Below are 12,638 nucleotides of genomic sequence, written 5' to 3'. Positions count from 1 at the left end.
GAAACCCCGCTTCGGCGGGGTTTCTTGTTTAGACATTAAATTTGTCGCGAATATCGTAGTACCAGGCGCCCAGGGCGGTAAATGGAACGCGGAAAAGACGACCGCCAGGGAAGGGGTAGTGGGGTAGCCGGGCGAATGCATCAAAGCGCTCAGCGTGCCCTGCCAGTGCCTCACCAAGCACGGTACCGATCAGATGGGTAAACGTAACGCCATGTCCGCTGCAACCTTGCGAATAATAGATATTGTCGCCCAGGCGGCCTACCTGAGGGAGGCGGGACAGAGTCAATAGGAAATTACCGGTCCAGGCATAATCAATCCTGACGTTGGCCAGTTCTGGAAAGGTTTTTGCCATCTTAGGGCGTATGATTTTTTCCACATCGGCAGGATCACGTGCGCCGTATATAACGCCACCGCCATATATGAGTCGACGATCAGCCGAGAGGCGATAATAATCTAGAAGGTAGTTGCAATCCTCGACACAATAGTCTTGAGGAAGTAATCGTTTTGCCGTTTCCTCAGAGAGGGGTTCGGTTGCAATCACTTGCGTTCCACAAGGCATGGATTTGGCTGCCAGCTCTGGAATGAGATTACCCAGATAAGCATTACCGGCTACCACAACATACGTCGCTCTTACACAACCTTGTGGAGTATGTACAACAGGCTTAGGGCCACGCTCGATGCGTACGGCAGGTGTCTGTTCGTAAATAGTCCCGCCCAATGACTCAACGGCGTCTGCCTCTCCTAGAGCGAGATTAAGGGGGTGGATATGACCGCCGCTACGATCCAGCATACCCCCGGCATATCGATGGGTGCCTACGACTTGCTCAATGGCTCTTTTATCCAGCATTTCTAGTTCATGGTGCCCATGGCGAGCCCAAAGGGCTTGCTGAGCTTCCAGATGTTGCATCTGTCGGGCGTTGAAAGCCGCGAAAACGCCACCGTTCTTCAGGTCGCACTGAATACCATAACGGTTGACTCGTTCTCTGATGATACGTCCGCCTTCGAAGGCCATTTGACCGATCAGTTGCGCTTCACGGGCAGGCAAGGTTCGCTCGATAACATCAATATCCCGGCTATAACTGTTGACGATCTGGCCGCCGTTGCGGCCGGATGCACCAAAACCTACCCTGGCGGCCTCGAGAATTACAACGCTGTAGCCTCGCTCAAGCAGTGCAATGGCAGTGGAAAGACCGGTATAGCCAGCGCCGACAATACAAACGTCAGCAATGCGTTCACCTTCAAGCATGGGGCGCTTGGGCGCAGGATGAGCAGAGGCCGCATAGTAGGAGTTCGGATAGGATGTGTTCGGCATATTCATTCCCTGTGTGAAATTTTTTACGCTCTAACGCGATAGTAGCTCAGCTGCCAGTGCCGTTCTAGCAGCCGAAAGTAGGGCAGGGAGAAACGAAAAGGCCCGCCGGTGGCGGGCCGAATGAGGTTACTGGACGGTTTCCTGTTCGCTGAACAAGCCGTCAAACAGCATGGTGGACAGATAGCGTTCACCGGAGTCAGGCAGGATGACAACGATTGTCTTTCCCTGCATGGCGGGTTCACGGGCAAGACGCACGGCCGCCGCCATGGCGGCTCCACACGAGATGCCACAGAGGATGCCTTCCTCACGCATAAGCCGTTGGGCCATGGTCTTTGACTCATCGTCACTGATGCGTTCCACTCGATCCACCATGGAAAGATCCAGATTTTTCGGTACGAAGCCAGCGCCGATCCCCTGGATCTTGTGAGGGCTGGGTTTGACTTCCTGGCCGGCCATGGTCTGGGTGATAACAGGCGAACTCTCGGGCTCTACCGCTACTGACAGGATAGGCTTGCCCTTGGTGTTTTTGATAAAGCGGGAAATACCGGTTAGTGTGCCGCCGGTACCAACACCCGCCACCAGGACATCCACCGCGCCATCGGTGTCGTTCCAGATTTCCGGGCCAGTGGTTTTTTCATGAATGGCCGGGTTGGCCGGGTTTTCGAATTGCTGGGGCATGAAGTAGCGAGAAGGATCGCTTTCCGCAATTTCTTTGGCTTTTTCAATCGCGCCCTTCATACCTTTGGCGGGCTCTGTCAGTACCAGCTCGGCACCTAGTGCCTTGAGAACCTTGCGACGCTCCAGGCTCATCGAGGCGGGCATGGTCAGGATGAGCTTGTATCCACGGGCTGCTGCAACATAAGCGAGACCAATGCCGGTATTGCCGGACGTAGGTTCGATCAGGGTCATGCCGGGCTTGAGCTTGCCGTTGGCCTCGGCATCCCAGATAAGGTTGGCGCCGATTCGGCATTTCACTGAATAGCCCGGGTTACGGCCTTCGATCTTGGCCAGAATGGTTACCCCTTTTGGCCCAAGGCGATTGATGTAAACCAGAGGTGTGTTACCAATGGATTGTGCGTTATCAGCGAAAATTCGGCTCATCTAAAGATCCCTGCATGGGTCAACAAATATGAGTTCAGCCTAAGGCTATGGCGTCAAGGCGTCCAGTCCAAGGAAACTGCCACTGGCATGGTCGGTCCATGAAAGACATGCCAGAGGGAACCGAGTCATGAAACTGCGCTATAAAACGCCTGCACTTGTCATCTTGAGCATAGTTGCCCTGTTGGTTGTCGTGCAGCTCGCCATGCCTTATGTCATACGACATTACCTCAATACCAAGTTAGCGGACATGGGCGATTATCGGGGACATATTGCCGATGTCGATCTGGCGTGGTGGCGGGGCGCCTACCGTATCGATGGACTCAAGATCGAAAAGGTGACAGGCAAGGTGCCCGTACCGTTTCTGGACGCGCCCAGCATCGACATTGCCGTGAGCGGAAGAGCGTTATGGGAAGATCACGCCATTGTCGGGCGGATTATTTTCGAGCGCCCCGAACTTAACTTTGTCGACGGCGGCGATGATCCGCAGTCCTCCCAGACAGGTGAGGGTACGGACTGGCGTGCTCAGCTGGAGAAGATCATCTCGATCACCTTAAATGAGGTGCGTGTAGAGGATGGCAAGCTCAGTTTCCGTAATTTCAATTCGTCACCCCCCGTCAATCTGCAGGCGACCCAGGTAAACGCCAGCCTTTACAACCTGACCAATGCCGCCGATGCGCAAGGCAAGCGGGTGGCACGTTTCGAAGGCAAGGCCACTGTGCTGGATAATGCACCGCTGGAAACCTCGGCAGAATTCGACCCCTTCAGCGACTTTAGTGACTTCCTGTTTCGGCTGAGGGTAACGCAGGTAGACCTGCCCAAAATAAATGACTTTGCCAAGGCGTATGGCAAGTTTGACTTCAAGTCCGGTAGTGGTGATCTGGTCATTGATGCCAGGGCTGATAATGGACAGCTCAGCGGCTACATCAAACCCTTGTTCAAGAATGTCGACGTCTTCGATTGGCGTCAGGATGTAGAGAATAAAGACAAAGGATTTTTCCGCGGGCTGTGGGAAGCCGTGGTAGGAGGAAGTCAAACCCTTTTGAAAAATCAGCGCAAGGATCAGTTCGCGACTCGAGTTGAATTGCAGGGCAGCGTCAAGCAGCAGGATATCAGTCCTCTACAGGCGTTCTTTTCCATCCTGCGGAATGCTTTCATTCAGGCATTCAGCGCTCAGTATGAGGATCGGGGTTAGTGTATCGCCTGTGCTTTATGCCTATTATCACGTCCTGTTGATCAATCCCGAGGGTTGCCCATGAAATTTGAAGGTACGGCGGATTACGTAGCAACCGCTGATCTCCAATTGGCTGTAAACGCAGCCATCACCTTGCAGCGTCCGCTGCTGATAAAAGGGGAGCCTGGTACTGGCAAGACGCTGTTGGCTGAGCAGCTGGCGCAGGCTCTTGGTACACAATTGATCACCTGGCATATCAAGTCCACTACGAAAGCGCATCAAGGGCTGTACGAATACGATGCCGTCAGCCGGCTGCGCGATTCCCAGTTGGGTATCGACAAGGTTCATGATGTTGCCAACTACATTAAGAAAGGCAAGCTTTGGGAGGCATTTGATGCGCAGGAGCGGGTCGTTCTGTTGATTGACGAGATCGACAAGGCGGACATTGAGTTTCCAAACGATCTGCTGCAAGAACTGGATCGCATGGAGTTCTATGTATATGAAACAGGCGAAACGGTTCGTGCCCAGCATCGTCCCATCATTATCATTACGTCCAATAACGAGAAGGAGCTACCTGATGCCTTTCTGCGTCGCTGCTTCTTCCATTACATTGCGTTTCCTGACCACGATACGTTAAAGCGTATTGTGGAAGTGCATTTTCCGAATATCAGCCAGACGCTGGTCAATGAGGCGCTGGAGGTGTTCTTTGATATCCGTCAGGTGCCTGGGCTCAAGAAAAAGCCTTCCACGTCAGAGCTGGTCGATTGGTTGAAGCTGTTGATGGCCGATGATGTCGGTGAGTCTGTTCTGCGTGAACGAGACCCTCGCAAGGCTATTCCGCCGCTTGCCGGGGCCTTGGTCAAAAACGAGCAGGATGTTCAGCTGCTTGAGCGCCTGGCTTTCATGACGCGGCGAAACGGCTATCGATAATCAAGGGGGTCCTATGCTCAAGGGTAGCTGTCTATGCGGTGCGGTGACTTATGAGGTCGATACTTCCCTTGAAAAAGCCACCCACTGCCACTGCTCGATGTGCCGCAAGGCCCATGGTGCGGCCTTTGCTACGTATACGACTGTGTCTAAGAAAAGCTTTCGTTTCACGACCGGTGAAGCAGATGTTGCAGCCTACCGTTCGTCTCCAGAGGTGGTTCGTACGTTCTGCCGGCGGTGCGGGTCGAATCTACAGTTCTTGCGGGATGGCCGGGATACGCTGGGGTTGGCGCTAGGATCATTGGATTCCGCGCTTGGTGCCTTGCCTGTCGATGAGATTTTTACCGAGACCCAGCCGTCGTGGTATCAAGCGCCGGTGCGTCATGACTCATCGTTCTCCAGCCGGGAATAGCCGATGCTGCTGAGTCTTTTTCATGAGTTGCGTTCTGCTCGAATTCCCGTTTCCCTGCGAGAGTTACTGGATCTGCATGAAGCGCTACTGACAGGTGTCGTGTTTGCAGACATGGACGCCTTTTACTTTCTGGCACGTACTACCCTGGTCAAGGACGAACGTCATTTTGATCGCTTCGACAGGGCATTTTCAGCGTATTTTGACGGGCTTCAATCACTCGACGAGGCGCTGGAAGTATTGGTCCCGGATGAGTGGTTGCGTAAAGCCTTTGAGCGTTCACTAACGCCCGAGGAGCGTGCGCAGATTCAGTCATTGGGTGGTCTGGACAAGCTCATTGAAACCTTCAAGCAGCGTTTGGCCGAGCAAAAAAGTAAGCATGCAGGAGGCAACAAGTGGATTGGTACGGGCGGCACCAGCCCCTTCGGCTCAGGGGGGTATAACCCTGAAGGCATTCGTGTCGGCGAGGCAGGTGAAAGGCAGGGAAAGGCCGTCAAGGTCTGGGAGCAACGTGAGTACCGTAACCTGGACGATCAGGCGGAGCTCGGGCGTCGGAATATCAATGTTGCTCTTCGGCGTCTACGTAAGTTTGCCCGGGAGGGGGCAGCGGAAGAGTTTGATATCGAAGGCACTATCGATCATACCGCCCGCGATGCTGGACTGCTGAATATCCAGATGCGGCCCGAGCGCCACAATGCGGTCAAGCTTTTGCTGTTGCTGGATATCGGCGGGTCGATGGACATGCATGTGCAGGTCTGTGAGGAACTGTTTTCAGCCTGCCGCACTGAATTCAAGCATTTGGAATATTTCTACTTCCATAACTTCATCTATGAATCAGTCTGGAAGGACAACCAGCGCCGGATGAGCGAGCTGACGTCTACGCTTGATCTATTGCATCGCTATGGCGAGGACTACAAAGTGGTATTTGTTGGCGATGCGTCCATGGCGCCCTACGAGGTACTTCAGCCCGGCGGTAGTGTGGAGCACTGGAATGAAGAAGCAGGCTCAGTCTGGATGGAGCGATTCAAGGCCAAATTTCGAAAGATCATCTGGCTTAATCCCTATCCGCAGCGGGTTTGGGAGTACACATCCTCTATTCAGATCATCCAGGAATTGGTTGAGGGGCATATGTACCCATTGACCCTTGAAGGCTTGGAAGAGGGGATGCGTTACCTCGCACGTGGGTGAGGCTTGCAGGGCAAGCCTTCTATTAGTCTGGAGCGAAAGGAGGGGCCTCGGTAATTTCTATCAGGAAGGGCCTATCGGGTGGCGCATCGAGGAGTAGCTGTTCCAGATGTTGATGATCAGAGGCTTTTGCGGCTGCGCAGCCAAAGCCTTGAGCTAGCGTTATAAAGTCGGGTGTATAAATGTCTACACCCAGCGGTGTAATGGTGCGCTGCTTCATGTATCGCTTGATCTCACCGTATCCCTGGTTATTCCACAAGAGAACGATGATTCCGACACGCGCCTCTACGGCGCTGGCCAGCTCCGGCAGGGTAAATTGGATACCGCCGTCACCGATCAGACAGATAACCGGCCGATCTGGACAGGCCAGCTTGGCTCCAATGGCGGCTGGCAAGGCATAGCCCAAGGTGCCGTAGCCCGTAGAGGCATTGAACCAGCGACGTGGCGAGCACAGCTCGATGATATGGTTACCTGCATAAACCGGCTGTGTTGAATCACCTACATAACAGGCATCGGGACAGGCTCGGCTAAGCGTATCGAACAGTGTACGGAAGTGGCTGAGTGGTGCCAGTGTGTCGGCTAGCTCACGCCGGGCCTTGGTCACACGCTCGCGACCGCTACCGGTTGCTTGAAAAATGCCAGGAGGCAATCTGTTCAGAAGCTCTTGGATAGCCGTCCTTGCATCCGAGACAATACCCAGCCAGGGCTGGTAGTTACGGGTAAGTTGATCAGGGTCTATATCGATTCGGATCAGGTCACCACTCAGTTCGAATCCACCATCGAAAACCACGTCGTAATCCGTCTCGCCCAATTCTGTCCCGATAGCCAGAATGACATCCGCCTCTTTTGCCAGTTGCCTGACGGCGGGCAATGACTGGTTGCACCCCAATGCCAGTGGATGGTGGTCAGGCAGTACTCCTTTGGCATTAATAGTGGTAGCGGCAGGCGCTGCGAGTCTATCGACAAGAATCCTGGCTTCGCTGGCTGCGGCAATACAGCCGCCTCCCAGTAGTACCAATGGATGTTTGGCGTTTCCGAGTCGCTTGGCGGCCAGGTCGAGCTGCTGCGGGTCAGGTGCCGGGCGGCTGAAGCAGGGTTGGCATACAAGGGACAAGTGATCGGCGGGCGCGGTAATGACGTCGAGGGGAAGTTCAATGTGTACAGGTCGAGGCCTTTGGCTTTCGAATACTGCAAAGGCTTGGGTCAGGACCGCAGGCAGCTGGTCGACATCCAGCAGCGTATGACTGAAGGCTGTCACCCCGGCGGTCATGGCGCGCTGATCGGTCAGCTCATGCAGATAGCCACCGTTCCGCCCCAGGCGGGCCCGCGTAGTTACGCTTGAAATGACCAGCATGGGGATGGAGTCTGCATAGGCTTGAGCCATGGCAGTCAGGATATTGGTTACGCCGGGGCCGGTAATGACAAAGCAGACCCCGGGCTTGCCGCTGGCGCGAGCGTAACCGTCCGCCATGAAGCCTGCACCTTGCTCATGGCGAGGCGTGATATGGCGAATGCTGCTGTCTGGTAAGCCTCGGTAAAGCTCAACGGTATGAACACCGGGAATGCCAAATACCGTATCCACGCCCCAGGCTTCAAGTTGTCGAACCAGAAATTGGCCGCAGGTAACCATGCTAAATCTCCTCAGGCGCGGTTGTTGCCAGGGCATGTTGAGCGGAGCGAGCCAAAAGGCTCAGCAATACGAAGCTGCTCAGACTGACCGCCAGACTGAAATAAATGGGCGTGTTGGCTTCCAGGCCATCCTTGAACATGAAGATCAGTGCCGTCAGACAGCCCAACAACATGCTGGTGATCGCGGCAGGTGTGGTTGCTCGCTTCCAATAGATGGCGCCGATCAGGGGAATCAACATGCCGCCAACCAGCAGGTTATAGGCGCACGTCAGCGCGTTGAGTACATCGTCTACTGCCAGGGCAATACCCAATACGATGAGTCCGACGAGCAAGGTAAACAGACGGTTGAGCGAGAGATTGGTCAGCGGCCTTCCCTGACGTAATACCGGGATCAGGTCTTCCGTTAAAACTGTGGAAGCAGCTAGCAGGGCCGCGCTGGCGGTAGACATCATGGCAGCCAGAGCGGCAGCGATCACCAGGCCCCGGATGCCATCCGGCAGGGCTGCCTGAACGATTGCGGCAAAGGCATTGTTGGCATTGTCCAGATCCGGTAAGAGCACCTTGGCTGTCATGCCAATCAGGGCTCCACCTAGTCCGTACAACACGCAATAAATGCCTGCGGTAGTACCTGCATAGCGGGCGACGCGCTCATTTCGGGCAGTAAATACCCGCTGCCAGATATCCTGTCCGATCAGGACGCCAAAGAAATAGATGACGAAGTACGTCACGATCGTGCTCCAGCCAATGGCGGTAAAGCTGAAGCTGGAGGCAGGCAGCTTGGCAACGAGTTCATCCCAGCCGCCAATCCTATACAGGCAGATCGGCAGGAGGATGAACATCAGGCCTACGGTCTTTATGACGAACTGGACGATATCCGTCAGTGTCAGGGACCACATCCCTCCAATTGCGGAATATACCACTACCACGCCGCCGCCGATCACGACGGCCAGCCAGAAGGGAATGCCAAAAAGCACCTGCATGACTGTACCGATGGCAATGGTCGAGGTCGCTGCCAGCATAAGTGCATAGGCTACCATGATGACGGCGCTGGCTTGGCGTGCGGTTGTGTTGTAACGCCGCTCCAGTACCTGAGTCACGGTAAAGATGCGAAGTTTGAGGAGCGGTTTGGCCAAAAACAGATTCAGGATAATGATGCCAAGCCCCAGGGCCGCACACAGCCAGAACCCGGAGATACCGTGTACATAGCCCAGGCGCACTGTACCTACCGTGCTGGCGCCGCCCAATACAGTAGCCGCCATAGTGCCCATATAAAATGTGGGTCCCAGGTTGCGACCCGCCACTAGAAACTCATCATGGGATTTAGCGCGGCGCATGCCGATCCAGCCTAGTAAAAGCATGGCAGCTACATAGGCGAGGACCACAAGGATATCCAGGGCCATGAAGGCCTCCTTTAGATTCAGTTGAATGAGGAGCCGGGCAACGAGAGGCTTCAGGCATGTGCCTTGAGCCAGCCGTCGATCAGGTGCCGCAGGCGTTCACCGGAAAAACTGGGGAAATGCCCGCCGTGTACCGTGCGGATAGGCATTTGTCGAAGTCGCTCCAGACTTAAGGCATAGGCCTCCAGATTCGAGTGGTAGGCATCCTCGACCAGCGGCCCGTCGTAGATAATGTCGCCGCTGAATAGCGTTGCGGTGGCGGCTTCCCATAGGCTGATGCCGCCAGGCGAATGCCCGGGTGTATGCAGGATCTCCAGGTGGCGATCGCCGAGGTCAAGAATGTCGCCTTCCTCGATCAGGCGAGTCGCTGGAGCAGCTTTGACGCAGTATTCGGCATAGCACAGCGGGCAGTCAGGGTATGCCTCGAACATGGCGTCCGTGACATACCCGGCCGCCAGGGTATTCTCGCGGGTGGGATGGGCGAGAATATCGGCTTCAGCAGGGTGCGCCAGGCGCTCATCGAACTCATGATGCCCAGCGATATGATCGAAATGCGTATGGCTTGCCACGGCCATCAAGGGACGCTCGGTCAGCCAGGGAAGTTGCTCCCGCAAGCTGACGACACCCGAGCCGCTATCGATCAAAACATCACGCTCTCGTCCTTGAATGTGCCAGAGGTTGCAGCGATAAAAGGGCCGAATGTAAGGTTCGTGGATCAGACTGATCCCATCGGCGCCACGCTTTACCTCGAACCACTGATCTCGGCTGACAATGTTCATGGGTGTCACTCCAGAAATCAGGATAGGCTGGCGTTGGAACGGATCAGTGCAGGACCACCGCGTGTTGCAGATGCGTTGAGCCGGGCAGGGCCATAGACTTCGATCGGTTCTGGAAAAAACCGGAGCAGCAGGCTGTAGAGCAGGGCGGCCATGCCTAGCGTGATAGGCAGGCTGATATCGATTCCGCCTGCCAGCTCGCCTAAGGGGCCTACGAACTGACCGGGCAGGTTGACGAATAGCAACCCAACCACCGCGCTGGGAATCCAGGCGCCCAGGCCCCGCCAGTTCCAGCCGTGGTGGAACCAGTAGCGTCCTCCACGTTTGCCGCGAGTAAAGACCTGTAGATCTTCAGGGCAGTAAAAACCACGCCGATTGATCAGTCCGATGATCATGATGATCATCCAGGGGCTGGTGCAGGTAATGATCAGCACTGCAAATGTCGACACGCTCTGAACCAGATTGGCGGCGAAGCGGCCGATAAAGATGAATACAATGGCCGCAACACCAATGAGGAGCGTGGCACGTACTCGCGTCAGTACACGAGGGAAGACGCTGGACATGTCCAGTCCTGTTCCATAGAGCGAGGTGGTGCCGGTAGACATTCCACCAATGGTGGCAATCAGGCAGACGGGCAAAAAGAACCAACTGGGGGAAATGGCTAACAAGCCACCTACATAGTTATTCTCAGCGATGTACTGAGGGGCTTTTACAGCCACGATGCTGGCCGTGGCCAGACCGAACAGGAAGGGAATCAGCGTTGCGACCTGAGAAAGCACTACGGCCAGCATGATGTGCAGCTTAGATGTCTGGCGAGGAATATAGCGTGCCCAGTCACCCAGGAAGGCGCCGAAGGAGACCGGGTTACTCATGGCAACCAGCGCCGAGCCTATGAACGCTGCCCAAAAGCCTTCTGTGCCGGGATTGAGCGTGCCGGCATAACTTGCGTCGAACGGCCCTGCAAAGGCTGCGATTCCCAGCATGAACAGCACGCTGGCGCTAACGACCGCGACCTTGTTCACCCAGAGCAGGAAGCGGAAGCCATACAGGCAGACCGTCAAAACCAGTATGGCAAATACGCCGTAGGCCAGTCCGAGCGTCAGGTCTGTTTCAGGAAGACCGATCAGGCGCTTGGCACCTCCGATCAGGGCATCGCCTGAACTCCATACGGAAAGTGAAAAGAACGCGATAGCGGTCAGCAGGGAAAGGAACGAGCCTACAATGCGACCATGTACACCGAAATGAGCCCCGGACGAGACGGCATTGTTCGTGCCGTTTATAGGGCCAAATAAGCCCATGGGCGCAAGGATAACCGCGCCGGTCATGACGCCCAGAAGAATCGACCAGACGCCTGCCTCGAAAGATAAGCCAAAAAGAATAGGAAAACTGCCCAGCACGGCGGTAGCGAAGGTATTCGCTCCACCAAAAATCATACGAAACAAATCGAAAGGAGTGGCATTGCGCTCGGCGTCCGGAATTTTTTCGACGCCAAAGGTTTCGATACGGGTGATACCGTTAGGGTTATCCATGGTCGCCTCGACACGGTTATAGGCCACTGCACTGAGCGATGGCTTCTTTTGTTATCCCCGTAGGCGCTGGGCCCGCGGGTTGGTGTTCGGCAGTACGGCAAGGCCGGAAGGCTAATTGCCTGAGGCAAGTTCTGGACCTGCCTCAAACGGGAGTCTTTGCGGACTCCTCGGATTTATTTATCGTTACAGCGGCTATCGGCGTACCACCCCAGGCAGTACACACAGCATTTCATAAAGCAGATTGGCGCCCAGTAAAGAGGTGTTGCCTGTAGTGTCGTATGGGGGAGATACCTCCACAAGATCGCCTCCCACTAGATCAAGCCCGTGGCAGCCGCGGATAATTTCCAGCGCCTGAATGGTGGTCAGTCCACCTATTTCAGGGGTGCCGGTTCCTGGAGCCCAGGCGGGGTCAATACCGTCGATGTCAAACGACAGGTAAACAGGGCCGCCTTGCACTTTTGCCCGGACTTCCGCCATCAGAGGGGAGAGCGATGTGTGCCAGCATTCTTCCGCCTGCACAACGCGAAATCCCTGCTCGCGGCTCCAGTTGAAATCATCTGCCGTATAACCCTGGGCACGTAGTCCGATCTGCGCGACGCGATTGCAGTCCAGCAGGCCTTCTTCAACTGCCCGGCGAAAGGTGGTGCCATGGGCAATCTTCTCGCCAAACATGTGATCGTTCACATCGGCATGGGCGTCGACATGAACCAGCCCAACCTTGCCATATCTCTTCTTCATGGCTCTGAGAATGGGCAGGGTGATCGTATGGTCACCTCCAAGGGTGAGCGGAATGACATTGTGCTCAAGAATGCCGTCATAGGCCTCTTCAATAATCCGTACGGCATCAAGAAGGTTAAAGGTATTGATGGCTACATCGCCAATATCGGCCACCGAGAGCGAATCGAATGGCGCGGCGCCGGTTGCCATGTTGTAGGGGCGGATCATGACGGATTCGGCCCGAATTTCGCGTGGACCAAAGCGGGTGCCGGAGCGCAGTGATGTTCCAATATCCAATGGCACACCAACGAAGGCGGCGTCCAGCCCGGCAGGCGACTCGAGGTGAGGCAAGCGCAGCATGGTCGCGATGCCCCCAAAGCGTGGCATCTCGTTACCACCCAGCGGTTGATGAAGCTTTTTCTCCACAATCGATCTCCTGCCTGCGAAACGATGGCCCGATTGTGTGAAGGAAACAGCGCCTGAAA

At 55.3% G+C, this 12,638-nt stretch carries 11 protein-coding genes; 4 read left to right on the top strand and 7 right to left on the bottom strand.

The genetic code is table 11. The features are described from left to right. Positions 1-28: 28 nt before the first annotated feature. A complete protein-coding gene (locus AC4LF3_RS11835) occupies positions 29-1,312 on the bottom strand; it encodes an NAD(P)/FAD-dependent oxidoreductase (RefSeq protein ID WP_491835361.1) in 1,284 nt (427 codons plus the stop codon). A 126-nt stretch (positions 1,313-1,438) separates the two neighbouring features. Next, complete coding sequence (gene cysK, locus AC4LF3_RS11830; RefSeq protein WP_491835360.1) at positions 1,439-2,413, bottom strand: cysteine synthase A; 975 nt, start codon at positions 2,411-2,413, stop codon at positions 1,439-1,441. A 127-nt stretch (positions 2,414-2,540) separates the two neighbouring features. Here cysK and AC4LF3_RS11825 point away from each other — a divergent pair, with 127 nt between their 5' ends. The 4 genes from AC4LF3_RS11825 to AC4LF3_RS11810 are packed head-to-tail and all read left to right on the top strand — an operon-like array spanning position 2,541 to position 6,108. Next, the gene (locus AC4LF3_RS11825; RefSeq protein ID WP_074824089.1) at positions 2,541-3,605 is read left to right on the top strand and encodes an AsmA family protein; all 1,065 of its coding nucleotides are present in this window, start codon (positions 2,541-2,543) and stop codon (positions 3,603-3,605) included. A 60-nt stretch (positions 3,606-3,665) separates the two neighbouring features. After that, entirely contained in the window at positions 3,666-4,514 is an 849-nt protein-coding gene (locus AC4LF3_RS11820; RefSeq protein WP_434134449.1) for an AAA family ATPase, read from the top strand. 13 nt (positions 4,515-4,527) lie between these two features. Then, positions 4,528-4,923: a GFA family protein gene (locus tag AC4LF3_RS11815; RefSeq protein ID WP_312272450.1), complete on the top strand. Its 396-nt coding sequence runs from the start codon at positions 4,528-4,530 to the stop codon at positions 4,921-4,923. Positions 4,924-4,926: 3 nt separating this feature from the next. Next, on the top strand, positions 4,927-6,108 hold the full coding sequence (locus AC4LF3_RS11810) for a vWA domain-containing protein (protein WP_434134448.1): 1,182 nt from the start codon (positions 4,927-4,929) through the stop codon (positions 6,106-6,108). Between the two features lie 22 nt (positions 6,109-6,130). Here the strand turns inward: AC4LF3_RS11810 and AC4LF3_RS11805 are convergent, their stop codons facing one another. The 5 genes from AC4LF3_RS11805 to speB form a co-directional block, all read right to left on the bottom strand. After that, on the bottom strand, positions 6,131-7,735 hold the full coding sequence (locus AC4LF3_RS11805; RefSeq protein WP_434154654.1) for a 5-guanidino-2-oxopentanoate decarboxylase: 1,605 nt from the start codon (positions 7,733-7,735) through the stop codon (positions 6,131-6,133). A 1-nt stretch (position 7,736) separates the two neighbouring features. Further along, entirely contained in the window at positions 7,737-9,134 is a 1,398-nt protein-coding gene (locus AC4LF3_RS11800) for a sodium:solute symporter family protein (protein WP_286786870.1), read from the bottom strand. Between the two features lie 50 nt (positions 9,135-9,184). Beyond that, positions 9,185-9,910: an MBL fold metallo-hydrolase gene (locus tag AC4LF3_RS11795; protein ID WP_491835359.1), complete on the bottom strand. Its 726-nt coding sequence runs from the start codon at positions 9,908-9,910 to the stop codon at positions 9,185-9,187. Positions 9,911-9,927: 17 nt separating this feature from the next. Beyond that, positions 9,928-11,436, bottom strand: a complete 1,509-nt coding sequence (locus AC4LF3_RS11790; protein ID WP_491835358.1) for a purine-cytosine permease family protein — start codon at positions 11,434-11,436, stop codon at positions 9,928-9,930. A 192-nt stretch (positions 11,437-11,628) separates the two neighbouring features. Further along, positions 11,629-12,579 (bottom strand): agmatinase, encoded by a 951-nt coding sequence (gene speB / locus AC4LF3_RS11785; protein WP_074824114.1) that lies wholly within the window; start codon positions 12,577-12,579, stop codon positions 11,629-11,631. Between the last annotated feature and the right edge of the window lie 59 nt (positions 12,580-12,638).

Source organism: Pseudomonas sp. C2.3V (assembly GCF_058536325.1).
The sequence above is the reverse complement of the archived record's forward strand: the minus strand, read 5'-3'. Positions and strand labels throughout refer to the sequence as shown.

Excerpts from the sequence above, each read along its gene's own strand:
- AC4LF3_RS11835 (WP_491835361.1), bottom strand. The coding sequence starts at position 1,312 with ATGCCGAACACATCCTATCCGAACTCCTACTATGCGGCCTCTGCTCAT.
- AC4LF3_RS11795 (WP_491835359.1), bottom strand. The coding sequence starts at position 9,910 with ATGAACATTGTCAGCCGAGATCAGTGGTTCGAGGTAAAGCGTGGCGCC.
- AC4LF3_RS11825 (WP_074824089.1), top strand. The coding sequence starts at position 2,541 with ATGAAACTGCGCTATAAAACGCCTGCACTTGTCATCTTGAGCATAGTT.
- AC4LF3_RS11805 (WP_434154654.1), bottom strand. The coding sequence starts at position 7,735 with ATGGTTACCTGCGGCCAATTTCTGGTTCGACAACTTGAAGCCTGGGGC.
- AC4LF3_RS11790 (WP_491835358.1), bottom strand. The coding sequence starts at position 11,436 with ATGGATAACCCTAACGGTATCACCCGTATCGAAACCTTTGGCGTCGAA.
- AC4LF3_RS11815 (WP_312272450.1), top strand. The coding sequence starts at position 4,528 with ATGCTCAAGGGTAGCTGTCTATGCGGTGCGGTGACTTATGAGGTCGAT.
- AC4LF3_RS11820 (WP_434134449.1), top strand. The coding sequence starts at position 3,666 with ATGAAATTTGAAGGTACGGCGGATTACGTAGCAACCGCTGATCTCCAA.
- AC4LF3_RS11800 (WP_286786870.1), bottom strand. The coding sequence starts at position 9,134 with ATGGCCCTGGATATCCTTGTGGTCCTCGCCTATGTAGCTGCCATGCTT.
- AC4LF3_RS11810 (WP_434134448.1), top strand. The coding sequence starts at position 4,927 with ATGCTGCTGAGTCTTTTTCATGAGTTGCGTTCTGCTCGAATTCCCGTT.
- cysK (WP_491835360.1), bottom strand. The coding sequence starts at position 2,413 with ATGAGCCGAATTTTCGCTGATAACGCACAATCCATTGGTAACACACCT.